Source organism: Brevibacillus schisleri (genome assembly GCF_055685845.1).
This window is the reverse complement of record NZ_JBVNDM010000001.1, coordinates 4800838-4827794: the sequence shown is the minus strand read 5'-3', so window position 1 is coordinate 4827794 and position 26957 is coordinate 4800838. Positions and strand designations below refer to the sequence as shown.

Sequence of the window (26957 nt, the reverse complement as noted above, 5' to 3'; positions counted from 1 at the left end):
TTCGTCTACGGTAATGTGAGGTACAGATCAACGTAATCCCGCATTTTTGTGAAAATGCTTGGGGTTTATTTGACTGTGCCTTTTTTCATTCACCGAAATACGAATGAATGGGGTGCTTTTTGATGTCTACAGCTATCTCCCAGCATGTGGGGATTTTTCGTTGTCCAATTTGCCAAGCAGCTATGCGCAACGTACCTGCAACCAGCTTGGTATGCAACAATCATCATTGCTTTGATTTATCCAAGCACGGCTACGTTCACTTGGCTGCGCGAACCTACAAAACAAAGTATGACAAGCAATTGTTTTCAGCAAGAAGGGCGATCATGGAGCAAGGTTTTTTTGATCCATTGTATGACGTGTTGAGCGAAGTCATCCTGCAAACGACAGAACCTGAGGAAAACCGGATGTACGTGCTGGATGCAGGATGCGGCGAAGGCTATCATTTGACGCAGGTTCGGCAGAGAGTGATGCAAGCAAGCGAAGTCCCCATTATCGGAGTGGGTATCGATCTCGCTAAAGAGGGAGTTATGCTTGCGGCGAAGAACGATTCAGAAGTAGTTTGGTGCGTCGGTGATTTGACAAATGCACCGTTTGTCGATAGACAGTTTTCTTATATTCTCAATCTGTTATCTCCATCCAATTCGGATGAGTTTCATAGACTTCTGGCCGATGAAGGACGGATGATCAAAGTCATACCAGAGGCGAACTACTTGCGAGAGCTACGGGAAGTCTTGTATCAAGAGACACCCAAAACACAATATGAAAATCAGCGTACGATCGACCACTTCAAAACCAGCTTCCAGCTAATCGGTAAGGAACGGGTTCAGTATCAGTTCCGACTGGATCAAGAGGGTCTAGCTTCCCTGCTCCAGATGACGCCGTTGGCATGGGGGGCGACACCTGAGCAGGTGGAACGTGTGTCAAACTTGGCAGGAATGGACATGACGATAGACTTGGTTGTGTTGATTGGCAGGAAATAAAACAGCGACTGTCCTGAGCGGGAAAATTCGTTCTGGACGGTCGCTTTCCTATTTTTACATGGTCTTTGTTGACAGCGTTCTTTCTTTTTTTGAAAATAAGTATGAATACTCGGAAAAATCTCGGGGGGATCGTATGGGGGCTGATCAGGATAGGGCTTCCTTTTTGCGCGTAAAACCTTTTCTAGCGGATATCCAAAAGCATTGCTTGTTCCTCGCGAAAAACGACTGGGATGCGGAGGATCTCCTGCAAGAAACATTGACTAAGGTATATCGTTCCTTGCAGAAGGCTCCAGACAGAGAACTAACCAAGGCATTTTTGAGGCAAATTGCCACGAATGCTTGGATCGATCATTGCAGGAAGGGAAAGGCAAATGAGCATCCCGCCCTGTTTGATGAAGCGATCTATCTGCACCAGTCCCGTGTATCTGATGCGTTTGTGCAAAGAGAGGTGTTCGAGCAGCTGGCTGATCGTCTAAATGCCAGACAGATGGTGCTGATTCTCATGATGGACATTTTTTCGTTTACGGCGCAGGAAACAGCCACATTGCTGCACACGACCGTAGGGGCAGTGAAGGAAGGAGTGAAGAGGGCACGTCAGCGCTTGTTCGTGTTGGCAGAGCAATCCAGACAGGATGAAAGCCCGTCCAACAAAAAGAAAATCGACAAAGCTGGACATCGTGATTCGTCTGGATTTGTATCAAAAGAAGGGTTTGAGCAATTTTTGGCTGCCTTTCGTGCGGGGGATGCCTATGCGATTTGTCAAACGTACCTGCGTCTCGCCGAACAGGGCATGAGCGTGGAAAAGGTTTCGGTAGCAGGCGATCGCCTTTTCTTTGCTGTTCGTGACCCGGATGGACATTTGCTGCATTTTTTTCAGAAATGGTAGAAGCACCCGTTTCTTTTTGTTCTTTTCTTTCGTTTAAGAGGATGAAAGTACATATTTGAAATTAAGGAGCGTATACAAATGAGTATCCATGTGCGTAATTTTGCGGTTGTACAGCTGCCCGTCAAAAACTTGGAGGTATCGATAAAGTGGTATCGCGATGTGCTCGGCATTCCGTTTACCTTCGAATTTTCACCTGGAGACAATGAGGCGTGGTTGAACGTAGGCGGAGTAGGTCTCGGGCTTATTCGTTGTCCGGAAGTTCCTCGTTTGGACTTTACCGATATGGCAGGACAAGCCCAGCCGATCATCTCCTTGCAGGTAGACAAAATCCATGAGGTTTATGAGGAGCTGAAAAGCAAAGGAATCGAAGTAAGTGAAATGACGTACAAGCGAGGCGGAGGCTACAGTTTTCGATTTCGTGATCCAGATGGGCACTTGAACCACCTATGGGGTGGCTGGCCTTCTGCTGAGGATGAAGAGAGAAACGCATAGAGATACCCGATTCTATCAACCCACCTGTGAAAGTTATGCAGGTGGTTATTCTTATCAACGGGGCTGCGGTGGAGAGAAGAATATTTCCAGTCTACGCTCCGGGCTACGTCCTACTAGGAAGTGGGGACTGTCCGCTCCGCAGCGACTTGCGGGGAAATGCAAAAGTGGTAGCCGCTACGTCGTTTGGGCACGTTGCATTTCTTTTGCCCGCAATTCACTGCGAAGCTGGGTTGGACTTCGAAAGTCGCTAGGACTGGAAATATTCTTCTCTGACGCGGCTATGACCAGCCGCCGAGGCTCCATGGTAAAAGCGAAACACGCTCTTAAGCGTGCAAAAAAACGCGGAAGGGCTGCTCGTTGCTAGCTCCTTTCGCGTTTTTGATTGACCCGTTTTACTACTTCAAGTTCTGAAAGTCTACCGCTTTTTGGCTCATCAGGTAGGAAACAATCTCTTCCTCATTGGACACTTCGTCCGTAAACGTGACTTTGAAACAAACGTCATTTTCTCTCCAGAAATAGGAGATGAGAGTTGGATCCTCTGCGTTGCTCGCCTCTCCGTAACGCTTGTATTTCTCCGTTTTGAACACTTCATTTCCAGCGATTTTCAGCATGTTTACCTTAACTTTGTGCGCTTCGTCCATAGATTGGTAAAAGGCTACATTCCCATTCTTTTTCATATCTTCGTATATTTTCGTGTCTTTGATTTGATCAAACGAGATTCTACTTGCCCCGCTCAATCTTTTGTTTTTCTCAGCAACATCATAGTAAATCCCAAGGTACATGGTCTTATAATCTTTCTCATTTGCAGGCATGCTGAAATTTACTTTTGAGCTTATATCTGCTGCTGTACCTTTAAACTGTCCCGGCAGCTCCAAAGGAAATTTAGGAGTAAACCCTATTGCTTTTGAGCCATGCTGTACATCTTCCGTATCATATAAGCCCATGACGTAAACGGAATAGCCTACATAGCGTTCTTTCATCGCTTGATCCGGATATTTCACATTCGAGATCATTCTCACAATGTCTTCTTGAGGATCGCTTGCGAAACTACTAAGGCTATACTGTATGCCGTTCTCTTGCCATAGATAGTAAACGGAGTTAATGTCGTTATCTGCGCCAATAAAAGTCACTTTCATTACATCTAGCTGTTGGACCTTCAAATTTTGCTTCTCTATTTTTTGTTCCCCATATCCCTTTGTTTGTTCATCCACGATTATTTTGTAAGCAGCCTCCAATCCCTGTAGTCCGCTACTTGCAGAAAAACGCACATCTTTAGATGAGGGATCTTTTTGGCGAAATTCAATATAAACGTGAGTTTCTTTATTGGTACGCAACTTTTTCTGATCGATATACATTCCTCTAAACTCATAGTCCATAGCAAGCACATCAGGAACTTTAAAGGCAAAACCAGTTGTCTGCATTCCTTTTGACAAACGGTCGTATGTTCGCTCATCCGAATCAAACAAAAGTCTAGCCTCTTGTTCTGTATTAGCCTGATCGAAAGCGACTGGCTTGACGGTACTCTCTTCCTTCACTGCGGCATTCGTAAGGGTCACCGAACTCATCAAAGCTACGCACAAAACGGCAGCAACCGAGAGTTTGTAAGATCCTGCTTTAAAGCTTTTTATCATTTGAATTCTCCTTATCATTTGATTCTTGTTATTTGCTTCGGTAAAGGGAAGCAAGTGAAGCTGCTGGCGGTTGGTAGAAAAACGCTGCAAAAATTGAATAATCGTCATCCCGTAGGGCACAGACTCAGCCTCACCCAGAACGTTCAACACATAAGCGTCACACGCAAGCTCTCGGTCGGCCTTCATCTGTTTGACACACATCCAAATAAAAGGGTTCATCCAGTGAATGGCCAGAGCAAGTAGACCCAGTAGGTTCCACGCGATGTCTTTTCTTTTGTAGTGGGCAAGCTCGTGGGAGAAGACATGGGTAAGCGCAGAGGCGTTCGATTCCTTGTATATCTCTTCGGGACAGTAAATCCATGGATGGATCAACCCGGAGATATGTGGGCTTTTTCTATAGCTTCCTGAATAGATAGGGATTGGTTTTGTGATGCCAAATCTTTTGCGGCAATCATCCATGATGGAAATGACTTGTGGGTCTGTCACGATTTTGAGGCTGCTCATTCTGCTTCTGGTCCGAAACAGGTAGGCACACATAAATCCAAGCAGGGAAATACATCCGATTAGCCAGACGATGGCTGCTATTTTAACGCTAAGGGTGTGAGTGTCCTCGATAGGGTCTGGATCGATCTTGATTGGGTGGGATATGGAGGGATCCAGAAGTTTTTGATTTTCTGGTTGTTTTGTCTTATCATTTTGAGGTGAGTTTATTTGTTTGCTGTTTTGCTCTCTCTCTTTTTGTGACGCGTCATTCGCAACAGGGGAGTGGGGGGAAACAGCATTTTTTATGCTGTCTACGCCTAGTTGCCAGATATTGAAGATGCTTACCGAACTGTTAGGGAGAAAAGGGAACAGAAGCCGTATTAACACAATCAGCCAAAGCGCGTGGTGAAGCCGAGCGCTTATCCGGTGATGAAAGATTTTCTTGATGGCTATCACCATGACAGCGACGAGGCTAGCTCCAATGGTGGCATCAAAAACCCATAAAAAAATATCACATAGCATATCCATGCCTTCTACCTCTTTACAGTAAGATCTGCTGCTTTATCATTCTTCTCATCTGTCATCGCCTCTGCTGCCCATGTTTGTCTGCTTTTCATTCAGAATCTTTTGGAGATGCTCGATGTCCTTCTGGGACAACTTGACGTCTTCTAAAAAATTGGTCATCATCATGTCTGCCGCCCCACTAAAGACTCTTTTCAAAAACGACTGGCTCTCTGCCCGGATGCATTCTTTTTCGGAAATCAATGGAAAATACTTATAGCCTCTTCCCGATTTTTCAAAACCGATCACCTTTTTCTTCAAAAGTCTGTTGATGAAGGTACGAACGGTTTGATCGGTCCACTCGATTTCTTCAGGCAAGAGGAGTGCGATATTTTCAGCGTTTATAGGGTTGTTCTTCCAAATGATCTTCATGATTTCCCACTCTGCTTCCGAAATTTTGGGGATATTGGGCATGTACTCACCTCCCCATTCATCTTTTGATTTACAGATGTAAATATAATCTGATGGGTTAATATTACAAATGTAAATGGAGTGTGTCAAGGGTAATTTCCATTTTTAACCATGGACACTGCCGGATGCAGACCAGATAGAATAACTACAGTTATTTGGTGATCACATGAGAGCAGCGAACGCAAAAAAGGCCATCTCGCAAAGGGGCTGTTGACAAAAAGGGTTAGGGACCCAATGCCCTAACCCTTTTGCCGTTTTTTCACTTATACGTCGTCGGATTGTTTTGTTTCGTAACCTGTGATTAGTTTGCTTTTATCATTCGTTTAATGTTAATTGCCATTGCAGAAAAGAGGCAGTGTTCGGATACATTTCGAATGCCTCTTTTGTATGTTTCTTTTAAGTTATGCTGCCTTTTCATTGTACCGAAGGTACCCTCGCACCATATTCTTCTTTGCCTTTGGATAACACTGTACTCTTGGCTTTGCTTCCTTGCTTGGTTGCGTTCTTTAGCCTCTTGGAATAATGGTCTTTCTATTGTTTTGCGAGATGCGGTTTGTCCAAAACATTGTTGGCGTAACTCACAGGACTTACAGTCCTTTGTTTGGGCAGCATAAATTTTGCTATAACTTTGTTTCCAACTGTGCCACTTAACATGAGTAAATTGAAGTGCCTTGCCATTCGAGCAATAATAGGCATCGTTCATTTCATCAAATGTAAATTGTACTGACCTTTCGGTCTGATCAATAACACCTTTTATCGGAGAGATATAACCGGTTATCTTTAAATTTTCTAATTCATGGTGTACTCCAGAGCGATCATACCCTTTATCTGCGCCTACTTTGCCAATATGTAAACCAAATTTCTCTTTTTGTATCTGTAATCGCTTTATAAATGGTTCGTGGTCATTCACATTAGCAGCCGTAACGTGTATATCAGTTATGATTCCATGCTTAACGTCCACACTGGTATGCGCTAAATAGTGAAATCCCTTGGGTTTATTAGGACGGTTCAATAAACCTGACTCCGGGTCTGTTGTGCTCTGTTTTACTTCCTTCTCAGGAGGAGAGGTTTTAGGTTTTCTTCCTCGTTTTTTCCTAGTGGGATCGTTATCTCTGTCTTTTTTAATTCTCCGTGCTTCCTTTTCTAGCTCTTCAAGGTACTCAGTAGGCTTTTTCTCCACTAAAACTTTTTCTGACCTATTAATCGATGCATTCGCTTTGATGTGAGTAGAATCAACAACAATTATTTCCCCAGTAACTAAACCAGCCCGAATACATTCCGAGACGATGTGATCGAAGATCTCCTGAAAAATATGACTTTCTTTAAATCTACGACGGCGGTTCTGGCTCAGTGTGGAATGATCGGGAACAGTGTCAGCTAAGTCCAATCCTAAAAACCATCGATAGGCCAAATTCACTTGGATTTCTTGTTCCAACTTCCTTTCGGAAGGGATGCCATAAAGATACCCGATAAGGATCATTTTCATTAACAAAACTGGATCAACTGAGCGACGACCTACAGGCGAGTATAAGTGTTGCACTTTCTCATAGATAAAAGAAAAATCAATCTTATTACGAACAACACGTAAAAAATGATTCTCGGGTACAAGATCATCCAAATTTAAGAACATAAACTGGTGCTGTTTGTCTCCATCGATTCCCATCATGAGATAGCCCTCCAAAATAAAAAGAACCGTATAGAAATGATTTCTACACGATTCCCAGAAACTCCTATCTCTACGGCAATTTGTCAACAGCCCCCGCAAAGGATGGCCTTTAGTAATCGCGTGCTGCGTCGAACCAGCTTTGAGCCATTTCCTCCGTAATAGGCTGGCCAATTTGGTGGTCAGACTGGCTTAGTTGCCATACAGCTTCACCCAAGTCTTCTCGTTCAGTGGTTTCGATACCTTTGAGGGTGTTGAAGCGCACGGTGAAGGCGGTAATGGCTGCCTCGGCATCAGCAAGGCTTCGGGCTTGGGCCAAGGCCGCTTGTGCAACGTCATAGGCTTCATTAGCCAGCTTGGCTAGACGCTTCGGCCAGGACGAAAATGGGCGGCCAAACTCTGTCGTCCACCATTCGGGCTTGCGTAATTGGCTCACGGAAGCGTAGCCCGTCCACGGGCGGGTCTTAGCTCGCGCTTTCATTTGCTGCCTCAGTCGCTTACCCGTAATTTCCTCCACGTTATAGGCGATAAATCTGTCAAGCAACGGCCATACATTTAATGGCGGCAAATCACCCAGATCAGGCATAAAGCGCAGCTCCAAATTCGTTAACTGGGCCTGACGAGCTAGCAGCTCCAAATCGCAGAAATTTCCCCACAAACTCAGTGATGTAAGATTTTGAAATCTCTCTAGACACGCAAGCGAGATAGGCTGCGCAAGCGGTTCGTTTCGAAGCGTCAGGCTCGTGACCTGGTGTAGTGCGCCCAGATCGGGAAGCAAGAAGGGCTCATGATTCTTGCGACGGCTGGTGCCCGGCTTCAGTGTCAGAGAGTATGGCATGTCGCCAGCGACAGAAAAACGCGATAGATCACCCGCTACACTCAGACGGAAATATTCAGAGACCTGGCGTTTCGGGAGCTTCAGGTGCAAACGGCTTTCAAACCGGTCCAGATCGATATGCAAGCCGTGCAATTTGGACTGGCTGGCGTCCACGACTATGTCTTTTGGCAGGATCGGAACCCATGTCATTTCTTCAATGGGGCGTTCTATGGCCCAGTCGAAGAAGCTCGTGTCACTCCCTGCGTAGTACAGAACTCGCGGCCAAGGCGAGCCAGCTGGCGTGGCGAAGGAATCGAATACGTGCCAATTGATGGGCGTATAGGGATCGACGTGTAGGTCTGTTTTATTGCCCGCTTGTGACGGTCCAATGGAGAGGCTGCCTACGCCGGGCTTGATATCAAGTGTGTGGCTGTGAGGGCCAGTCAGGTCGATAGGATAACGACCATCCTCTCTGATAGAACCAGCAGGAGAACGAACTTGCTTATGAATTGGCATTTAACTCATCCTTTCTTCATAACTCCTGACTTATCCGCTATGTATCAACCATATCTATACCATAGGGCATACTAAAAATATAGCATAGAAAGCCAAGCCGAGGTTCCAGTTGCTGTGGTGGAGAGAAGAATATTTCCAGTCTACGCTCCGGGCTACGTCCTGCTAGGAAGTCTAGACTGTCCGCTTCGCAGCAATTTGCGGGGAAATGCAAAAGTAGTAGCCGCTTCGTCGTTTGGGCACGTTGCATTTCTTTTGCCCGCAAATCACTGCGAAGCTCGGTTGGACTTCGAAAGTCGCAAGGACTGGAAATATTCTTCTTTGACGTTGCTGGAAGATGATTTTCAATCTTTAAAACCCACTTGAAAACCGAACAGCTCGCAAGGAAACAGGAGAAATAAGCGAAGATCTTTGGGGCACCCACCGAGGCTCCATGGAAAAAGCGAAACACGCCTTTAAGCGTCCACCTCTGAAAAGCATCCCTGAACCTCTACTTTGGACGCGGTTTCGCTTTTTCCATGGAGCCGTGCAGTGAATCCCCCTAGCTGGTGACCCAAGAAGCTGGAGCGTTTTCTCCTGTTTCCTCCCACCACAGCAGTAGGAAAGCGAGTTTTTAAATGTAGCTGCAGTGGAGAGAAGAATATTTCCAGTCTACGCTCCGGGCTACGTCCTGCTGGGAAGTGGGGACTGTCCGCTCCGCAGCAATTTGCGGGGAAATGCAAAAGTGGTAGCCGCTACGTCGTTTGGGTACGTTGCATTTCTTTTGCCCGCAAATCACTGCGAAGCTCGGTTGGACTTCGAAAGTCGCTAGGACTGGAAATATTCATCTCTAGCGTAGCTGGAAGATGATTTTCAATCTTTAAAACCCACTTAAAAACCCAACAGCTCGCAAGGAAACAGGAGAAATAAGCGAAGATCTTTGGGGCACCCACCGAGGCGGAATGGAAAAGGCGAAACACGCCCTTAAGCGTCCACCTCTGAGAAGCATCCCTGAACCTCTACTTTGGACGCGGTTTCGCTTTTTCCATGGAGCCGTGCAGTGAATCCCCCTAGCTGGTGACCCAAGAAGCTGGAGCGTTTTCTCCTGTTTCCTCCCACCACAGCAGCAGGAATAATGAGTATCAAATCAAGACTATAAGTATCAAATTGATACAACAAAATCTCAAGTTGATACGATTATCACCAAAACAATAAGCCATCCACGTCCTCATACCGTTGGCACGATCCTTGCTCTATCAATAGGATGAAACCAACCGAGGAGGTACACATCAAATGGATAAACGGAATCAACCACCAATCTACGTCGTAAAAAACAAGAGAAAAAATAGCGAGAGTGCTCGCATTCCTGCCTATTTAACCCCAATAGAATCCCGTTTTGCCAAAGCCTTTCATCAATCTCTCGCAAACTACGAGCCGACCCCTCTCGTTACATTACCTGCGTTAGCACGTGAGCTGGGAGTAGGACAAGTACTTGTAAAAGATGAGTCCAAACGCTTCGGGCTCAATGCCTTCAAAGTTCTAGGAGCCTCTTACGCGATGGCGCGTTTCTTGTGTGAGAAGCTGGGCATATCGACAGAAGAGATGACCTTCGAGGCACTGTGCTCCCGAGAATTGAAAGAGCGAATCGGAGAAGTCACTTTCGTTACGGCGACAGATGGCAATCACGGAAGGGCTGTTGCATGGGCTGCCAAGGCGCTCGGGCAGCATGCCGTTGTATACTTGCCCAAAGGCTCCGCCCAACAACGGGTAGATGCGATACGCGAGGCCGGTGCACAAGCCCACGTCATCAATGGAAACTACGATGAAGCCGTGCGTCTCTCAGAACAAATGGCCAAGGAACATGGCTGGCAAGTGATTCAAGATACGGCATGGGAAGGCTACACCACCATTCCCACGTGGATCATGCAGGGCTATACGACGATGGCAGCAGAGGCGATGGAACAACTCTCAGCCACTACAGACGCCAAACAGCCGACGCATCTATTCTTGCAGGCTGGTGTCGGTTCCATGGCTGCCGCAGTTTTGGGACATTTCGTGACGACGCAAGCAAACAAAAACCTAACAACCGTGATTGTCGAGCCGCATAGCGCCAATTGCATGGTCCTCTCAGCAGAAGAGAACGACGGACAACCACATGCTGCTACAGGAGAGCTAGGAACCATCATGGCAGGTCTGGCATGTGGCGAGCCGAATCCGCTGGCATGGGAAATCTTGCAGGAGCATGCAGACTTCTTCGTCAGTTGTGCCGATTACGTGGCGGCAAACGGCATGCGTATACTTGCGGCACCGACTGGAGGCGACCCTTCTATTGTGAGCGGGGAAAGTGGAGCAGTCGGCGTAGGGCTACTCGCTGCCTTGATGAGCAAACCAATGTATCATCAACAGCGTGAGCAGCTTGGCTTACATGAAAATTCCGTTGTTCTGTGCTTTAGTACGGAAGGGGACACGGATCAGGATATATACAAACGCATCATCTGGGAAGGCGAATGCCGGGAAGAGGGGGAGATGACAAAATGAGCGTGACGATCAATCGGGACGAACTGATTTCATTGGTGCAGAACTTAATCCGTATCGATTCCGTAAATCCATACCTCGATGAGGATGGACCGGGCGAAAAAGAGATGGCTGCTTTTATTCGAGATCGTTTACAGAAGGCAGGGCTGGAGGTTCACGTCACGCCGATTAACGATACAGCGGTCAATGTCGTCGGGATTTTGCGCGGAACAGGCGGTGGCAAATCCTTGATGCTCAACGGACATATGGACACCGTAAGTGCCAAGCGCATGGAGATTCCGCCGTTTGAGCCTACCCTTGTAGACAACAAAATTTTCGGCAGAGGCAGTCAGGACATGAAGGGAAGTCTGGGGGCCATGATCGCCGCAGTAGAGGCGATCGCACAAGCAAAGGTTCCGTTGACAGGAGATGTCATTTTGACTTTTGTCGCTGACGAGGAATATAAAAGCATCGGCACGGAGGAGCTGGTAAAAGCGTACAAAGCAGATGCGGCGATATGCTGTGAGCCTTCCGATCTGGCGATTGGCGTCGTACACAGAGGTTTTGCCTGGGTCAAATGCGAGGTGCTGGGCAAGGCAGCTCACGGAAGTCGTCCAGCAGAAGGGATTGATGCAATCGTTCGGGCGGGCAGGGTCCTGCAAGAGCTGGATCGTCTTTCAGACAGGCTGGCTCAAGGTCCAGTTCATCCGATACTTGGTGCGGCCTCTGTTCATGCTTCACTCATTCAGGGTGGAACGGAGCTGTCGACCTACCCAGACTATTGCCGCATCGATTGGGAGAGAAGGACGTTGCCAGGCGAGACAGAGGCAGACATGGCCAATGAAATCGAAGCATTACTACAGAAGCTGCGCGCTGAAGATGAGACGTTTCAAGCAAGCGCCGAGCTGTCATTTTTGCGGGAGCCATTTGAAGTCGGGCTGGATGAACCTGTTTATTTAGCCCTTCAGGCAGCGTGTGAGAGCGTGATGGGTAAAACTCCCGAAATATGCGGATTCTCGGGATGGACGGATGCAGCATTGTTGCAGGAAGCGGGAATCCCTACAGTCTTGTTTGGACCAGTGGGAGCCGGTTTGCATGCGGCAGTTGAATATGTAGAGGTGGATAGCTTGGTAGACATGAGTGCCATCTTGGTGGAGGCGATTTGCAGTTTTTGCCAGTAAAATCGGCATAGAGGGCTGGCTTCTCCTGTGATACGTTATAATGGAGGCAAGAGATTGACGGGAGGGGAAGCCAGATGCCCTTGCGAGAAATACAAGAAAGTGTGCAACAGATTGCTTCGGCTGTTGCATCCGTTCTGCGCGTAGAGGTAGAGATTGCGGACAGTCAGTTTTTGCGGATCGCAGGGACGGGGAAGAATGAGGCTGGCGTTTTGCGGACGATGGCAGGAGAGGATCATATATACCGAGAGTCGTTGCTCGCCGGACATCCTGTTGTGATCATGAATCCGGGGCAGGATGAGCGGTGTCGACCCTGTATGCATTATGGAAATTGTACGGAGACGGGAGAGATTTGTTGCCCGATACAATTACACAATGAAAATATTGGGGTGATCGGCCTACTCGCTTTCGACGAGGAGCAGCGCGAGCGGTTGTTTGCAGATGTGGATGCGATATTGACCTATTTGCAGAAAATGGCCGAGCTGATCGCCATTAAGCTAAAAGAGCACTACTTGTACGTCGAGCAGTTGCATACGGTAGAAAAGCTCCGTGTCGTCATGGATGAAATGGATAAAGCCGTCTTTCTCGTCGATCAAGACAATCGGATTATTCAGGCGAACCAGCGTGCCCGTCAATATTTGCAGCTCGATCATGACGACAGTCAAACGGCAGAGTGGATAGATGCCATCCGACTTGCAGATGCCGCGCAGTCCGCGCCAAAGCAGGTCGTTTTGTCTGTCGGGCAGGTAGACAAGACATTTTTGTTTGCCATCAAGCCCATTCTACTGGCCGGAACGGTCAAAGAATGGGTGATTACGCTTGATGATGTGCAGGAAGTCGTGCAAATCGCAAGGCAGGTGAGTGGATATTCGGAGCCCGACCCTTTTCAGATGATTGGTGGTAACAGTCCTGCGATTGTACAGGCAAAGGAAGTAGCAAGACGTGTGGCGGCCAGTGATTCGACTGTCCTACTCCAAGGTGAAAGTGGAACCGGAAAGGAGCTCTTTGCCAAAGCCATTCATCAGGCAAGCCCTCGACGTGACGAGCCGTTCCTTTCGATTAATTGCGCCGCAATCCCTGAGCATTTAATGGAAAGCGAGTTGTTTGGTTACGAGGAAGGCTCATTCACAGGAGCACGAAAAGGTGGAAAACCGGGCTTGTTTGAGGTCGCAGGTAAAGGCACACTGTTCCTCGATGAAATCGGGGATATGTCTATGCATTTACAGAGCAAGCTGCTGCGTGTCTTGCAAGAAAAGGAACTGTACCGAATAGGAGGGAACGGCAAGCCCATACGCTTAGCGGCAAGAATCATTGCAGCGACCCATCTGGATTTGCAGGAGCGGGTAGACGCGGGGCTGTTTCGACTGGACCTGTACTATCGGTTGCATGTGATTCCCATCCACTTGCCCTCGCTACGAGAACGAAGAGAGGATATCCTGCCTTTGGCAAACGATATCCTTTTGGCGCATGCGAATCGGGTGGGGAAGGGGTTGCACGGTTTTTCCAAGGAGACGCAAAACATCCTGTTCCATCACGACTGGAGAGGAAACGTCCGAGAATTGGAAAATGTAATCGAATATGCGGTCAATATGGAGGCAACCTCTTGGGTTCAGCCTGCGAGCTTGCCCATTCGAACGGGAATGCTACGTGAATCTTCCCCACATTCCGTAGAAGAAAGTCAGGGGCGATTTGACTGGAAAAAACAAGGACTCCTGCTGAAAGAATTGGAACGAGCGGCAATCGATACCGCGATGCAACAAATCCGTGATAGAAACGGAAGAAAAGAAGAAGCAGCTGTGCTATTAGGCATAAGTAGGGCAACGTTGTTTCGGAAACTGCGCGAGTACGGTATCACCTGATCTGACTTCTGGCCGATTTTTTGGGATTGAGCGGATAATGTGGTATGATGGTTTCGATACCGGAAGTAGAATGGTAAAAGGAAGGAGTGCCAAAAGAAATGAGAGAAGTATTAGGATGGATTCGATCGATAACCTTTGCTGTCGTTTTCGCTCTTGTCCTCGGAATTTTTGTATTCCAACCGTTCAAGGTTGATGGGCATTCCATGGACCCTACCTTACAAGACGAACAGCGCATATATGTTTCTAAACTATCACACACGTTTTCTTATTTGCCAGATTATGGCGATATTGTCGTGATCGACAGTCGGGTAGAACGAAACCGTACATTGATGGACGATATCATGGGGCATCCCTTGGTGTCGCTGGTCACAGGTCAAGCTGATGATCACACGATGTATGTCAAGCGTGTCATTGGAAGACCAGGCGACGTACTGGAGTTCAAAGACAACAAGGTGTATCGAAACGGTGAGGCACTGAACGAACCATACATTAAAGAAACGATGGAATATGTAGCAGACGGAAAGATCACGGTTCCAGCCGATCATATTTTTGTCATGGGAGATAACCGAAATCACAGCACAGATTCCCGCGATATTGGCTTTATTCCGCTGGATCATGTGATGGGAACCATGATCCAAAATCCTCTTAAGAAGTAAGACCGTGAAGGAGAAAAGGTTGTCCATTTATGGGCAACCTTTGTTTCAGTGCGCCCAGCATGGGCGATAACTCTAGGGTGTAAGTCCCGAACGGGGGTTGGCTGTACCAACCGTTAGCTCAAGGCAAGGGTGTCTACCGTGAGGTGGAATCTGGAGGAAGCCGGCGGCAAAGTCCCGACCTGAGGTACACGAATCCAATTTGAGGCTGTTGTATTCGGGCGAGTCTGCTGAACAAGACGAAGCCCTATACAGCCAAGGAATACAGCAGTAAACTTGGGCAGGTACATGGGATGAAAGTTATCGTTCTTACCTGGGGAGGTCTGCATGAAGTGCCTTCAAATGTTGGTAACCGTCTCCGTAAGGAGTCGCTGAACATGCAGAAGTCAGCAGAAGCCATAGTACCCAAGTATAGGACGCTTGAACGGGGAAGGGCTGAACATTAAGTCAACACATCCGCTAATCACTTTCGTGATCAAACTGTGAAGCAGAATTCCGTAAGGAACTACTCTTGGAGAATAAGGGTGAAGCCCTGAGGGTACAAGAGAGGGCTGAGTATTGACCGACAAGACTAGAAGGATGCGTGCGAAGGAAAGGGTATCGTCATGGAGTTGTTGGAGAAAGTCCTATCACGGGAAAATCTATTAGTGGCGCTCGAAAGAGTGGAAAGAAACAAAGGATCGGCGGGAATCGACAGTGTTTCAACCGAACAACTGCGCGATTATATCCGTGAACACTGGTTAACCATTAAAGAACAGATTATGAAAGGAACCTATAAACCTTCCCCTGTCCGCAGAGTCGAAATCCCGAAAACTGACGGAGGGGTAAGGTTATTAGGTATTCCTACCGTGATAGATCGCTTAATCCAACAAGCCATTCTCCAAGTTCTTACTCCCATATTCGATCCCCACTTTTCAGAATCCAGTTTCGGATTCCGACCGAATCGCAGTGCGCATGACGCTATGAGACAAGCACAATCTTATATTTCCGAAGGATATCGCTTTGTCGTAGATATGGACTTAGAGAAATTCTTCGACCGGGTAAATCACGATATTTTAATGAGTCGGGTTGCCCGAAAAGTAAAAGACAAAGCTTTGTTGAAACTTATTCGCGCATACTTACAAGCAGGCATCATGATCAATGGAGTCTGCCTCTCGGCAGTAGAAGGCACACCACAAGGTGGCCCGCTTAGTCCGTTATTGGCGAACATCCTGCTTGACGACTTGGATAAAGAGCTGGAAAAGAGAGGACATCGCTTTTGTAGATACGCAGACGATAGCAACATCTACGTGAAAACAAAGCGGGCGGGAGAACGGGTAAAAGAGAGTATCCAAAACTACTTGGAGAAGGTACTTAAGCTAAAAGTAAATGAGCAGAAAAGTGCAGTGGATCGACCTTGGAAACGTAAGTTCCTCGGTTTCAGTTTCACTAACGCAAAGCAAGCAAGGATTCGGCTTCATCCAAAATCACTTCTGAAGTTGAAAGAGAAAATCCGCTTCATCACAAATCCGGTATGGAGCATCTCTATGGATGAAAGGATTCGGAAGCTAAACCAGTATCTCATGGGATGGGTTGGATATTTCGCCCTTGCAGATGCAAAGAAAATTCTACAATCCATCGAAGAATGGATACGGCGTAGACTCCGACTTTGCTTGTGGTCTCAGTGGAAGCGAATAAAAACCCGATATCGAGAACTTCGTTCTCTGGGTTTATCACACGTCCAAGCAATAGAAATTGCAAACACCCGAAAGGGTGCGTGGCGTTCCACAAAGACTCCTCAAATACACAAAGCCCTCGGAGTTGCATACTGGCAACAACAAGGGCTGAAAAGTTTAGTACAACGATATTCTGTTCTTCGTCAAGCTTGATGAACCGCCGTATACCGGACGGTACGTACGGTGGTGTGAGAGGACGGGAGTTAGTCACTCCCTCCTACTCGATTAGGGAAAGATGTCTCACTTTTCTGATCGCTCAAAAAAGGAGGCCAGCTTATGCCCAGCATTTTGATAGCGGATCGAGACCCGAACGAAAGAATCGGGATCGGCTGGCTCGTCAACAGCTATGCCATTCCGTATGACAAGGTCCATAGTGCCGGGACTATGGAAGACGTTTTTGAAATGATGGAAGCGCATACACCGGAAGTGCTCTGTATTGAACTGGACATGATCGGGCGCGGGCAGTGGGACCGACTGAAGCTTTTGGTGGATCAATATCGTCCGACTGTTGTGGTGACCACATCAGAGGCGACGTTTGAGCGCGCGATGCAGGGAATTGGACTTTTTGCACGCGATCTATGGTTAAAGCCACAGACACCGGAATACATCAGGAGAATCCTGACGAGATGCTGCCAGGAGCGCTTGGATCGGAAGCGAGTGAACGAAGAGAAGGGAACAGGAGCGGACAATGACAGGGATGTCTCGTATCTTGACCTGTTTTTCCCCGGGCATGTACAAGCCAAGTCCTATTCGCTCATGCTGGCTCAATTGGAGGACCCGAAGCGGCATCCTGAGCTGCTGCGCTTTTTTGAAGAATATCCGTTTCGCGACAAACCCGATCTTTTGCCATTAGGGGAGAGCATTGTGGGGGTTTTTCCAATGGATGCAGCAGTCTCGCCTTCTACGCTCCATCAAATGGGCAAGCGTTTGCTGATGGACTGGGAAGCAAACAATGATGCGCCACTCTTTTTGGTCATGTATGACGCAAGTAACCATGAGCAGAGCTTGAACGAAAATTATGCGGAGGCGAGCCAAGCCCTGCAAGTCCGCTTTTTCAAAGGATATCGGCAAGTGACGGTTATGGACAATCCCGTAAATTGGACGATGATAGACCCATTTTTGACGCCCGCCGAACAGCGCACCTGGGTAGAAATGCTGGATGAAGGTAATCGGGAAGAGTTGAAGCAGTGGCTGTATACACACTTTTTTTACAAGGAAGAGCCTTATCCAGAGCCGGGATTGTTGCGTATTCGGCTGACGAGTATTTTGGCCCAAGTCCGACGGTACATGATATCACGTGGTCTTGACTCTGCACCTTTGGAAGAAGAGTATCACCGGGTTTTCGAAACGATTCTGTACTCACCGATCTTGTATCGGATCGTAGTGGAACTGCTGCTGTTCATCAATCAGCTTCTTGATGCTGCTCACCATCCCATCGACGAATCCCGTGTAGATGTCGTGGAACAGGCGATTCGTTATATAGAAGGACGTTATACCGATCCGGCACTGCGCCTGGAGGAAGTCGCACGCTATATCGACCGGAGCCCTTCCTATTTCAGTACGCTGCTCGCGCAAAAGCAAGGAAGCTCTTTTCGCCAGATTCTCACTTCGTTGCGGGTAAAAGAAGCACGTCGATTGCTTCTCGAAACATCCTTGTCTGTCCAAGAGGTGGCAGAGCGATGTGGATTCATTAACGCGAATTATTTCAGTAAAATTTTTAAGGAAAAGACAGGGACAACCCCACGTTTGTTACGAAATCAGAAGAAAAGATAGAAATCGAAAAAAAAGACAGATTTTTTCGTCAAACCATGAATGCGGTTGCAAGTGAATCGAAATTAGAGGCACCAAATCGAAAGCGTGGTGCCTTTTTTGTCTTTCCGTGCTTTTTTACAATGGAGCTAAGAAGTACATCCTTTTAGAAAAGCAGGTGGAAATGATGACGACGACACAATCCGTTGAACAATTGATCCAAGCTTTTTCAGGTACCCAATTACATACAAAGGGATGGGTGCAGGAAGCTGCGCTGCGCATGCTTTTGAACAACCTCAATCCTGATGTAGCGGAGCGTACAGAGGATCTGGTCGTATACGGCGGAATTGGCAAAGCGGCACGGAACTCGGAATGCTTCGATGCGATTGTCAAAACATTGCAAACGTTAGAGAGCGATGAAACACTCCTCATCCAGTCCGGGAAGCCAGTTGCTGTATTCAAATCGCATACCGATGCACCGCGTGTGCTACTGGCAAACTCGAACCTGGTGCCTGCCTGGGCGAATTGGGAGCATTTCCACGAGCTGGACAAAAAGGGTTTGATGATGTACGGACAAATGACAGCGGGAAGCTGGATTTACATTGGGAGCCAAGGCATCGTACAAGGAACGTATGAGACGTTTGCAGAACTGGCACGCCAGCATTTTGAAGGCACGCTGACTGGAACGATTACCGTCACAGCAGGCTTGGGCGGCATGGGTGGTGCGCAACCGTTGGCCGTATCGCTCAATGGCGGTGTGAGCATCAATATCGAGGTGGACCTGACCCGTATCCAACGCAGACTGGACACGAAATACCTGGATGTAATGACAGCTAGTCTGGATGAAGCGATCCGTTTGGCGGAAGAAGCGAAACGCGACAAAAAAGGCATTTCCATCGGTTTGTTGGGGAATGCTCCCGAAGTGCTGAATGCCATGCTGGCTCGCGACTTTATCCCGGATGTGCTGACGGACCAGACCTCCTCGCATGATCCACTCAATGGCTACATTCCCATCGGCATGTCACTGGAGGAAGCAGCCGAGCTGCGGACACGCGATCCGAAAGCGTACGAATCTCGCGCAAAAGCAAGCATTGCTGAGCACGTCCGCGCGATGCTCGCCATGCAGGAAAAAGGAGCAGTCACTTTCGACTATGGTAACAACATAAGGCAGGTGGCAAAAAACGAGGGTGTGGAGGATGCGTTCCGTTTCCCTGGGTTTGTGCCAGCTTATATCCGTCCGCAGTTTTGCGAGGGCAAGGGGCCGTTCCGTTGGGTAGCGCTGTCTGGCGATCCTGAGGATATTTACAAGACAGACGAAGTCATCCTGCGCGAGTTTTCCTACAACACGCATTTGTGCAACTGGATTCGCATGGCACAGGAGCGCATTCAGTTCCAGGGACTGCCTTCCCGTATTTGCTGGTTAGGTTATGGAGAGCGTGCGCGTTTTGGTCAAATCATCAATGAAATGGTGGCACGCGGTGAGCTATCGGCTCCTATCGTCATTGGGCGTGACCATCTGGACTCCGGTTCTGTCGCTTCGCCAAACCGTGAGACGGAAGCGATGAAGGACGGCAGCGACGCGGTTGCAGACTGGCCAATTCTCAATGCCATGATCAATGCGGTAGGCGGAGCGAGCTGGGTATCAGTACACCATGGAGGCGGTGTTGGTATGGGATACTCTCTCCACGCAGGAATGGTCATCGTGGCAGATGGTACTCCAGAAGCAGCACGTCGTCTGGAGCGTGTCCTCACGACCGATCCAGGCATGGGCATCGTCCGACATGTGGATGCAGGCTATGACCTCGCGATTCAAACAGCCAAGGAAAAAGGCGTCAACATTCCGATGATGAAGGAGTAAAAGCCATGACAAAACCTGTATGGATTCGCCACGCCAGTCAGCTTGCCACGCTGTCTGGCGGCTCCTCTTCCCCGGTAGTAGGAGCGCAAATGAATGAATTGTCGATCATTCAGGACGGAAGCATCTGGCTGGAAGACGGCGTTATCCAGCGAGTGGGAACAGATGAAGAGCTGGCACTTCGCTATCGAGACCGTGCGCATGAGGCGCAAATCATCGATGCCTCGGGCAAGCTGGTCACCCCAGGGCTGATCGATCCGCATACACATCTGGTGCACGCGGGCAGTCGGCAAAACGAGTTTAACATGCGGCTAAATGGTGCGACCTATATGGAGATTATGAACAATGGCGGCGGAATTCACTCGACTACCGCAGCGACGCGCGCGGCTACACATGAAGAGCTGTTTGCCCAGAGTAAGCAGCGTCTTGACCAGTTTCTGTTGCATGGGGTCACAACCGTCGAGGCGAAAAGCGGATACGGCCTGACATTGGAAGATGAGCTGAAGCAGCTCGAGGTTGCCAAGCAGTTGCACGAAGCACATCCCATCGATATCGTCAGTACCTTCATGGGTGCACATGCTGTGCCACGTGAATACAAGGAAAATCCGGATGCGTTTGTAGACGTGGTCATCGAGGAAATGATCCCGGAGGTCGCTCGTCGCAAGCTGGCTGTTTTTAACGATGTGTTTTGCGAAAGAGGTGTGTTCACCCCGGAGCAATCCCGACGCATTCTCGAAGCAGGGGTCCGTCATGGGCTATTGCCAAAGATTCATGCGGACGAAATCGAACCGTATGAAGGGGCAGAGCTGGCAGCTTCGGTTGGCGCGGTATCTGCGGATCATTTGTTGCGCGCCTCTGACAAGGGGATTGAACAGATGGCAGAAGCAGGTGTCATCGCTGTGTTACTGCCTGGTACGGCATTCTTCCTGATGGCAGAGTCAGCAAATGGCAGAAAAATGATCGATCGTGGCGTGGCGGTAGCGATTTCAACGGATTGCAATCCGGGCTCGTCTCCAACGGTTTCGCTCCCACTCATCATGAATCTGGGTTGCCTGAAAATGGGGATGACGCCAGCCGAGGTGCTGACAGCAGCTACCATCAATGCCGCTCACGCAATCCGCTGCGCGCATGAAGTCGGCAGCCTTGAGGTGGGGAAAAAAGCGGATGTCACGATTTTTGATGTCCCTGATTTCATGACCTTGCAATATCGGTATGGGATCAACCACGTAAACACGGTCATCAAAAACGGAACGATTGTCGTTTCAGAGGGCAGACTGGCGTAATACGAAAGAGAACGAAAGAAAAACGGATAGAAGTGGAGGAGACCGGCTTGTCTTTGAAATGGGGGGACATGTATGGGCAATATTTCTAACAGCAATCTTGCGCCGCATCCTAGTCAGCAAGCCGTATCCACCACACATGCTTGGAAGTTTTTTGTTTTTAGCCTGATTGGCATTTTCGTCTTTTTTATTCCTGTTACCGTTAATGACACAAGCTCAATTGTTCTCGATCACATCGTGACATGGGTTCGGCAAATCATGCCGGGTGCAATACCGGTGTACGCTTTGCTTGTGATTGTGCTTGGGGCCATTTATCCGTTTGTGACGGGGAGTTGGAAGCAGAGCAAAGTAAACCTCGTCTTTTCGGCGCTAAAAGTACTGGGTGTGCCTATCGCTCTGTTGATTTATTTTCAGGCGGGTCCTGCATGGCTGCTGGACAAGAATATGGGGCCATTTCTTTTCGAAAAGCTGGTGATTCCCGTAGGCATGGTAGTTCCAATTGGCTCCGTGTTCTTGGCTCTGCTGGTTGGCTACGGCCTTTTGGAGTTTATTGGGGTATTGGTACAACCGATCATGCGCCCGATTTGGAAAACACCTGGCCGCTCTGCAGTAGATGCGGTGGCATCCTTTGTGGGAAGCTATTCGATCGGTCTTTTGATCACGAACCGGGTATTCAAAGAAGGCAAATATACGATAAAAGAAGCAGCCATTATTGCAACCGGCTTTTCCACCGTTTCTGCGACATTTATGATCGTGATTGCGAAAACATTGGATTTGATGAATTACTGGAATCTTTACTTCTGGGTGTCGCTCGTGGTGACGTTTCTCGTAACCGCAGTGACTGTGCGTATTTGGCCGCTGTCCAACATGAGCGATGCGTATTACCAAGACAACGGCGATCCTGAAAAAGTAATCAAGGAAAAACGGCTGCGCCAGGCGTGGATGGAAGCAATGGATGCAGCGGGAAAAGCACTGCCGCTTACACGGAACATTTGGGAGAACTTGCGGGATGGTTTTATCATGACCATGAGTATTCTTCCGTCCATCATGTCGGTCGGTTTGCTCGGGTTGGTACTGGCCGAATTTACCCCTTTGTTTGACTGGCTGGGCTACTTGTTTTATCCAATAACATGGCTATTGCAAATTCCAGAGCCGATGCTGGCTGCAAAAGCCTCAGCGATCGAAATTGCCGAAATGTTTTTACCCGCACTCCTAGTGGTAAAAGCGCCTCTGGTCACCAAGTTTGTCATTGCCGTTGTTTCGGTTTCTTCTATCCTGTTCTTTTCCGCGACGATTCCTTGCATTTTGTCTACCGAGATTCCGATTAGTATTCCAAAGCTTCTGGTGATTTGGATAGAGCGTACGATCCTAACGCTGCTGTTTGTTACCCCGCTGGCTTTTCTGCTTCTGCCATAATCATAAAAAGTGAACGGACAATTATGGTATGATGGTGGCAGGTTCGAACAAGCAGAGGAAAGAGGGGCTAGTCATGTCCGGATTCGGAATTTTCCGTGATGTTATTACGTCAGAGCAGCAACTGCGCGAAATGGTCGGAGAGCCAAGTCGTCTCGTACAGAACAAGGCGATACCCCAGCTGGATGATCATAGCCGCAATTACATTGCCCAAGCGCCATTTCTCATCATTGCCACAGCAGACAAAGATGGCCATTGCGATGCTTCGCCACGTGGAGATGCACCTGGCTTTGTGCATGTCATCGATGATCACCATCTGGTCATCCCCGAGCGCCCAGGAAACAAGCGGATGGACTCTATCACGAATATTTTGGTCAACCCGCATATTGGGCTGATCTTTTTGATTCCTACACTGGAAGAGACGTTCCGCGTGAACGGCAAGGCTTGCATTATTCGCGATGAAGAAATACTGGCGAAGATGGCGGTAAACGGGAAGGCGCCCACGCTCGGAATCGGTGTCAAGGTAGAGGAGTGCTTCGTCCACTGCGCGAAGGCATTTATGCGCTCTGGTCTTTGGAAGCCGGAGTCATGGCCAGCAGAGGGGACGACTCCTAATGTCGCACAAATGCTGGCGGATCATGTGAAGCTTCCGGGTGTGACGGAAAAAGAAGTGGCAGAGGGCTTGCAAGACAGCTATACGAATCGATTGTACTAAGCATAGGAAAAACGGCGGTTCTCCCATCTCGTTGTGGAGTCTGCCGTTTTCGGTTTATTCAGGGATAGGGTCGCCTACCAACCACCCAGTATTGGAGCTGCCACAGTAATAGCATTCGACTGTATAAGAGGGCATGTTCGAATAACGTATATGTTCCGGGATTATGAAGACCGGGTCGACGTTTCCGGTTCCCCCCGTTGGGGTTCCTTTTGTAATGCCCCGGAAAATTACCTTGATATCATACCCTGGCAGATTGATCATATTGCCCAATCTAGCGGTCAGTCTAGCCTTGAGATCACCCAGCGGGGCGCTGGCCTTATTTTCGGCAGCGGTGTACGGCCAAGGGTTTTCAGGATGATACTTTTGAATGACAATGACATACTCTTTATATCGATTCGTATCCCGCCGCTTGTCTAATTGACCGATCGCTTCATGAATCCGAGAGCCAATTTGGGAATCGTCATGAGAGCTGATTGTCTTGATCTCCATAGCCACACGTTTTTCCTCGTATGAAACGGTTGAATCATCCTCATCGTCCTCCAGCATGCGGTCTTCCTTAGGCGTGTCGTTTTGCTGCTCCTCCAAATAGGTGTAATCAATGTCAGGATCGTCGTCCTTATCCTTTCCGAAAAAGGGTGTGATATTTTCTCCGAATAGACGCTGTGCCTCCTCCAGTTCTGTATAATTCCCACCCGTAACCGAGAAGATATCGGAAATTTTGGCGTGCAGACTGATACCGTAACGTACTTTGGCAAAGTAGTTATCTACGTCGTCCACTTGCTCAAAAAGCTCATTTACCGTTCCTTCATCCAGGTTATTTGTTTTTTTCACATGTTTGTCCCACATTCTGCGTGCATCTTTTACATCTTCGTCCCAAGTGCCTTGGATAATCGGAGGTGATACGGAACTACCAGCATCTGTACCTGTACCATCCGTCATGGTACCAGCAGCTGCCAGTGACCCATAGCGATCCGCTTCCGCTTCCAGAGCCGGATCATCATTGATGGGCAAACTGGAATCTGGAACGTTCGCTTTTACCCGTCCTTGTCGTTGCTGAACCACGTGTGTTAGCTCATGACCGAGTAGCTGCTGACCGCTTTGCGTCTCTGGCTGGTACGTCCCCGGGGCAAAGTGAATGTCATTCCCTTGGGCAAAGGCAACCGCTCCGATTTGGGAGGCGACAGACGACTCTGGATGAATCTGTACATCTGAAAAATCAGTGTGAAAAGCATTCTCCATTTTTGCTTGGACGGAACCGGGGAGCGAGCGGCCGCTGCCGGAAGAGAGATTCTCCGATTTTTGCAGGGGAGTATTCGATAACATGCGCTGGACAGCCTGGTTGCCAAGAGTCTTTTGCAGCGAAAGGATGTGGGAAGAGTGACTCGCCTTTCTTTGGACCTGGCTCGGTTGGAGCATGGGCTTGGAGACAGGTGCTTTCTGTTTTTCATGAGTCGCATCCATAGACGGCTTGCTAGTTTCATAGCGTCGCATGATTACACCCCCTCTACTTTTGTCACGTCCAATTGAACGGGTTCCTTTTGCTGTGCTTGATAGAAATAGAGATACAGATACGGATCGACCAAATAGCTCGTGATAGCGCCAGTGCGGTTAACGTACGTGGAGGATGTCTTGGGCAAAACGGCAGCTTTGCTGTCGAGCTCGTTCCGATCTTCTTTGACGATCGAGATGACCTGCGGGTGATAGACGTGGACGGCAGTGACAATTTGTTTGCTAGGGTGTCCAGGTGCTGGTTCAAGTGTAAAAGCCATGTTCATTTCACGATACGCCAGCTTTTGTGGTAATAAGGTGGTATCCTTCGCTGGTGGAACTTCGGGTGCTTTTTGATCGGCAGGAGGAGGGGCAGTACCTTCGACTTCCTTCGGTGTGTCATCGTCGGGCTTGCCCATGATTTCCTCCAGCTTGCTCCTAGAGATGCCAATGAATCCTGGCAAATCAATGCGCCCTTCGCGGAAGTACCCCTTGTACAACGGCAAGCCTTCCTTGTCGTAGAGTACCCCGATGCCGTCGTAGGCACCTACCCGAAATTGCCCTTGATACAACAGAGCGTCTTCAGCAGAACGAAGCTCTCCCGTTCCGTGATAATGCCCTTCGGCAAAGCCGCCTTTATACAGCGTTACGCCACTTGCATCTTTCAGCTCGCCCTGTCCGTGATATACACCCAGCAAAAAATCACCTTGATAGACGATGCTGCCATTGGTGGAGAATTTGGTGCCGGCTCCATTGAAGTGCCCGTTTCGAAAATGACCTTCATACACGAGCTTGCCATCCCGATCAAAAAGACTTCCGGCCCCATTGTATCTGCCGTCCACAAATTGCCCTTTATACTGCACGAGCCCGTTTTCGTAGTAATCAGTTCCTTCGCCGCCGTAGAATCCATTGTCAAACATTCCGTCGTAGAGCAGCTTTCCATCCTTCGTAAAAAGCCTGCCAGCTCCGTTGTACGCCCCGTTTTTAAAAGCGCCTTCGTATTTGATTGCGCCATTTGTGTACAATTCCTGACCGGCTCCATCCAGCTTCCCATTTTTGAAATTTCCCTGAAAAACGACTTGCTGGTTGTCGTTGTACAACGCTCCTTGACCAGCGTATACCCCATTTTCAAACCCGCCTTGATAGACGAGAACGCCTTTCCGGTATCCTTTGCCGAAGCCTTGCGGAGTGCCGCTTTTAAACTCGCCGCTGTATAGAAGCTTCCCCTTGTCGTCATAGAGCTCGCCTTTTCCGTCATACAGACCATTCACGAGCTGGCCAGAATAGATCATCGTGCCTTCCGGATTGTAAATGATCGCCAGACCCGTGTCGGAAATCTGTTGATTGGGAGTTTTTAAATGAATGACGACGGGACGTTGCAAAAAGCGGTTAAGGGCATCGGGAGGGTTAATGAAAAGAAAGTAGGCCAGGACAAGGAGGAATAGTCCTGTCAAAATGAGAAAGCGTTTGGCAATATAAAAACGGCCGATATGCACGTAATCGTTGAGTGAAGTTTCTTTTTTGGTGAATAGTCCGGCAATGCCGTTCTTGATCCAATCGAGGGCTTGCTTGGGGAGGGCGGCTCCTTTTTTTATCCAATCCTGCCCCCATTTTTTGAGTGGATGGGTGAGCGGGTCGACAATCGTTTGTTCCGTTAGCTTTTGGAGTTGTTTGTCCATATCGTAACCTCCCTACTTGTCAGGGAACCTGAATCGTCGCTTGTCCGGGGTTCGTGATCGAAATGACACCACCCCAGCTGCACATGAGCTTGGAGGTTTGATTGAGGGCAGGCATGTTGGCCACGAGAACAGTAGGGGAGCCAGGAACCCAAGGGGCGGCTGTGACAGGGACGCAGGGGACCGGAGTAAAAACGCCCAGCTTCGCCGCTGTGGCTGCTGCGACCTGAGGGTTGGACATCGTATTGCACATCCCGAATGGAAGGACGTTTACCATCGGTTTATTGTCCATAATGTTTGCGATCGGCATACTGGTTGTGACGCGATTCACCGGGAGCACCATGAGTGAACTGGGAGCAGCACCAAAGCTGCACTGTAGCATGGCTCCTCCGCAGACGAGTTGTCCCATGAAGCCAACTCCTTTTCATAAGTCATCTGGTAAGATA

The 26957-nt window shown here is 48.6% G+C and carries 20 protein-coding genes; 13 read left to right on the top strand and 7 right to left on the bottom strand.

The genetic code is table 11. From position 1 onward, the window contains the following. Positions 1–122 precede the first annotated feature (122 nt). The 3 genes from ACUUHJ_RS22950 (at position 123) to ACUUHJ_RS22940 (ending at position 2358) form a co-directional block, all read left to right on the top strand. Complete coding sequence (locus ACUUHJ_RS22950; RefSeq protein ID WP_472300018.1) at positions 123–980, top strand: putative RNA methyltransferase; 858 nt, start codon at positions 123–125, stop codon at positions 978–980. Between the two features lie 133 nt (positions 981–1113). Next, positions 1114–1866: a sigma-70 family RNA polymerase sigma factor gene (locus ACUUHJ_RS22945; protein WP_472300017.1), complete on the top strand. Its 753-nt coding sequence runs from the start codon at positions 1114–1116 to the stop codon at positions 1864–1866. 78 nt (positions 1867–1944) lie between these two features. Beyond that, positions 1945–2358, top strand: a complete 414-nt coding sequence (locus tag ACUUHJ_RS22940) for a VOC family protein (protein ID WP_173627413.1) — start codon at positions 1945–1947, stop codon at positions 2356–2358. 395 nt (positions 2359–2753) lie between these two features. On the opposite strand, the gene ACUUHJ_RS22935 is transcribed toward ACUUHJ_RS22940, so the two are convergent. From ACUUHJ_RS22935 to ACUUHJ_RS22920, 4 genes are all read right to left on the bottom strand, one after another. Next, entirely contained in the window at positions 2754–5000 is a 2247-nt protein-coding gene (locus tag ACUUHJ_RS22935) for a M56 family metallopeptidase (protein ID WP_472300016.1), read from the bottom strand. Between the two features lie 45 nt (positions 5001–5045). Further along, positions 5046–5447: a BlaI/MecI/CopY family transcriptional regulator gene (locus ACUUHJ_RS22930; protein ID WP_472300015.1), complete on the bottom strand. Its 402-nt coding sequence runs from the start codon at positions 5445–5447 to the stop codon at positions 5046–5048. 298 nt (positions 5448–5745) lie between these two features. Continuing rightward, the gene (locus tag ACUUHJ_RS22925; protein WP_289673520.1) at positions 5746–7110 is read right to left on the bottom strand and encodes an IS1182 family transposase; all 1365 of its coding nucleotides are present in this window, start codon (positions 7108–7110) and stop codon (positions 5746–5748) included. Positions 7111–7219: 109 nt separating this feature from the next. Then, on the bottom strand, positions 7220–8440 hold the full coding sequence (locus ACUUHJ_RS22920) for a hypothetical protein (RefSeq protein ID WP_472300014.1): 1221 nt from the start codon (positions 8438–8440) through the stop codon (positions 7220–7222). 1269 nt (positions 8441–9709) lie between these two features. On the opposite strand from ACUUHJ_RS22920, the gene dpaL reads away from it, so the two are divergent. From dpaL to ACUUHJ_RS22870, 10 genes are all read left to right on the top strand, one after another. Further along, entirely contained in the window at positions 9710–10954 is a 1245-nt protein-coding gene (gene dpaL / locus ACUUHJ_RS22915; RefSeq protein ID WP_472300013.1) for a diaminopropionate ammonia-lyase, read from the top strand. Next, positions 10951–12111, top strand: a complete 1161-nt coding sequence (locus ACUUHJ_RS22910; protein WP_472300012.1) for an ArgE/DapE family deacylase — start codon at positions 10951–10953, stop codon at positions 12109–12111. The genes dpaL and ACUUHJ_RS22910 overlap by 4 nt, the downstream gene beginning before the upstream one ends. A gap of 74 nt (positions 12112–12185) precedes the next feature. Further along, complete coding sequence (locus ACUUHJ_RS22905) at positions 12186–13967, top strand: sigma-54-dependent Fis family transcriptional regulator (RefSeq protein WP_472300011.1); 1782 nt, start codon at positions 12186–12188, stop codon at positions 13965–13967. 98 nt (positions 13968–14065) lie between these two features. Further along, positions 14066–14623: a signal peptidase I gene (gene lepB / locus ACUUHJ_RS22900; protein ID WP_289673926.1), complete on the top strand. Its 558-nt coding sequence runs from the start codon at positions 14066–14068 to the stop codon at positions 14621–14623. Between the two features lie 602 nt (positions 14624–15225). Continuing rightward, positions 15226–16488 (top strand): group II intron reverse transcriptase/maturase, encoded by a 1263-nt coding sequence (ltrA, locus tag ACUUHJ_RS22895; RefSeq protein ID WP_106834678.1) that lies wholly within the window; start codon positions 15226–15228, stop codon positions 16486–16488. A 123-nt stretch (positions 16489–16611) separates the two neighbouring features. Then, positions 16612–18108 (top strand): helix-turn-helix domain-containing protein, encoded by a 1497-nt coding sequence (locus ACUUHJ_RS22890; protein WP_289673925.1) that lies wholly within the window; start codon positions 16612–16614, stop codon positions 18106–18108. A 163-nt stretch (positions 18109–18271) separates the two neighbouring features. Next, positions 18272–19942 carry a urocanate hydratase gene (hutU, locus tag ACUUHJ_RS22885; RefSeq protein WP_472301231.1) on the top strand — a complete coding sequence of 557 codons (1671 nt, stop codon included), beginning with the start codon at positions 18272–18274 and terminating at the stop codon, positions 19940–19942. Positions 19943–19947: 5 nt separating this feature from the next. After that, the gene (hutI, locus tag ACUUHJ_RS22880) at positions 19948–21222 is read left to right on the top strand and encodes an imidazolonepropionase (RefSeq protein ID WP_472300010.1); all 1275 of its coding nucleotides are present in this window, start codon (positions 19948–19950) and stop codon (positions 21220–21222) included. Between the two features lie 72 nt (positions 21223–21294). Further along, positions 21295–22635 (top strand): YjiH family protein, encoded by a 1341-nt coding sequence (locus tag ACUUHJ_RS22875; RefSeq protein ID WP_472300009.1) that lies wholly within the window; start codon positions 21295–21297, stop codon positions 22633–22635. Positions 22636–22708: 73 nt separating this feature from the next. Beyond that, complete coding sequence (locus tag ACUUHJ_RS22870; RefSeq protein ID WP_289673922.1) at positions 22709–23347, top strand: pyridoxamine 5'-phosphate oxidase family protein; 639 nt, start codon at positions 22709–22711, stop codon at positions 23345–23347. A gap of 54 nt (positions 23348–23401) precedes the next feature. Here the strand turns inward: ACUUHJ_RS22870 and ACUUHJ_RS22865 are convergent, their stop codons facing one another. From ACUUHJ_RS22865 to ACUUHJ_RS22855, 3 genes are read right to left on the bottom strand one after another with little or no spacing between them, the layout of a single operon-like run. After that, entirely contained in the window at positions 23402–24838 is a 1437-nt protein-coding gene (locus ACUUHJ_RS22865) for an eCIS core domain-containing protein (protein WP_472300008.1), read from the bottom strand. Positions 24839–24840: 2 nt separating this feature from the next. After that, positions 24841–26514: an MORN repeat-containing protein gene (locus tag ACUUHJ_RS22860; RefSeq protein WP_289673920.1), complete on the bottom strand. Its 1674-nt coding sequence runs from the start codon at positions 26512–26514 to the stop codon at positions 24841–24843. A 19-nt stretch (positions 26515–26533) separates the two neighbouring features. Then, positions 26534–26920, bottom strand: coding sequence for a DUF4280 domain-containing protein (locus ACUUHJ_RS22855; RefSeq protein WP_015892467.1), 387 nt, complete (start codon positions 26918–26920; stop codon positions 26534–26536). Positions 26921–26957: the final 37 nt, after the last annotated feature.

What these genes read in the sequence shown, in the direction of transcription:
- ACUUHJ_RS22945 (WP_472300017.1), top strand. Translation starts at nt 1,114, where the DNA reads ATGGGGGCTGATCAGGATAGGGCTTCCTTTTTGCGCGTAAAACCTTTT.
- ACUUHJ_RS22865 (WP_472300008.1), bottom strand. Translation starts at nt 24,838, where the DNA reads ATGCGACGCTATGAAACTAGCAAGCCGTCTATGGATGCGACTCATGAA.
- lepB (WP_289673926.1), top strand. Translation starts at nt 14,066, where the DNA reads ATGAGAGAAGTATTAGGATGGATTCGATCGATAACCTTTGCTGTCGTT.
- ACUUHJ_RS22905 (WP_472300011.1), top strand. Translation starts at nt 12,186, where the DNA reads ATGCCCTTGCGAGAAATACAAGAAAGTGTGCAACAGATTGCTTCGGCT.
- ACUUHJ_RS22925 (WP_289673520.1), bottom strand. Translation starts at nt 7,110, where the DNA reads ATGATGGGAATCGATGGAGACAAACAGCACCAGTTTATGTTCTTAAAT.
- hutI (WP_472300010.1), top strand. Translation starts at nt 19,948, where the DNA reads ATGACAAAACCTGTATGGATTCGCCACGCCAGTCAGCTTGCCACGCTG.
- ACUUHJ_RS22855 (WP_015892467.1), bottom strand. Translation starts at nt 26,920, where the DNA reads ATGGGACAACTCGTCTGCGGAGGAGCCATGCTACAGTGCAGCTTTGGT.
- ACUUHJ_RS22870 (WP_289673922.1), top strand. Translation starts at nt 22,709, where the DNA reads ATGTCCGGATTCGGAATTTTCCGTGATGTTATTACGTCAGAGCAGCAA.
- ACUUHJ_RS22875 (WP_472300009.1), top strand. Translation starts at nt 21,295, where the DNA reads ATGGGCAATATTTCTAACAGCAATCTTGCGCCGCATCCTAGTCAGCAA.
- ACUUHJ_RS22890 (WP_289673925.1), top strand. Translation starts at nt 16,612, where the DNA reads ATGCCCAGCATTTTGATAGCGGATCGAGACCCGAACGAAAGAATCGGG.
- ACUUHJ_RS22860 (WP_289673920.1), bottom strand. Translation starts at nt 26,514, where the DNA reads ATGGACAAACAACTCCAAAAGCTAACGGAACAAACGATTGTCGACCCG.
- ACUUHJ_RS22910 (WP_472300012.1), top strand. Translation starts at nt 10,951, where the DNA reads ATGAGCGTGACGATCAATCGGGACGAACTGATTTCATTGGTGCAGAAC.
- ACUUHJ_RS22950 (WP_472300018.1), top strand. Translation starts at nt 123, where the DNA reads ATGTCTACAGCTATCTCCCAGCATGTGGGGATTTTTCGTTGTCCAATT.
- ACUUHJ_RS22920 (WP_472300014.1), bottom strand. Translation starts at nt 8,440, where the DNA reads ATGCCAATTCATAAGCAAGTTCGTTCTCCTGCTGGTTCTATCAGAGAG.
- hutU (WP_472301231.1), top strand. Translation starts at nt 18,272, where the DNA reads ATGACGACGACACAATCCGTTGAACAATTGATCCAAGCTTTTTCAGGT.
- ACUUHJ_RS22930 (WP_472300015.1), bottom strand. Translation starts at nt 5,447, where the DNA reads ATGCCCAATATCCCCAAAATTTCGGAAGCAGAGTGGGAAATCATGAAG.
- ACUUHJ_RS22935 (WP_472300016.1), bottom strand. Translation starts at nt 5,000, where the DNA reads ATGGATATGCTATGTGATATTTTTTTATGGGTTTTTGATGCCACCATT.
- dpaL (WP_472300013.1), top strand. Translation starts at nt 9,710, where the DNA reads ATGGATAAACGGAATCAACCACCAATCTACGTCGTAAAAAACAAGAGA.
- ACUUHJ_RS22940 (WP_173627413.1), top strand. Translation starts at nt 1,945, where the DNA reads ATGAGTATCCATGTGCGTAATTTTGCGGTTGTACAGCTGCCCGTCAAA.
- ltrA (WP_106834678.1), top strand. Translation starts at nt 15,226, where the DNA reads ATGGAGTTGTTGGAGAAAGTCCTATCACGGGAAAATCTATTAGTGGCG.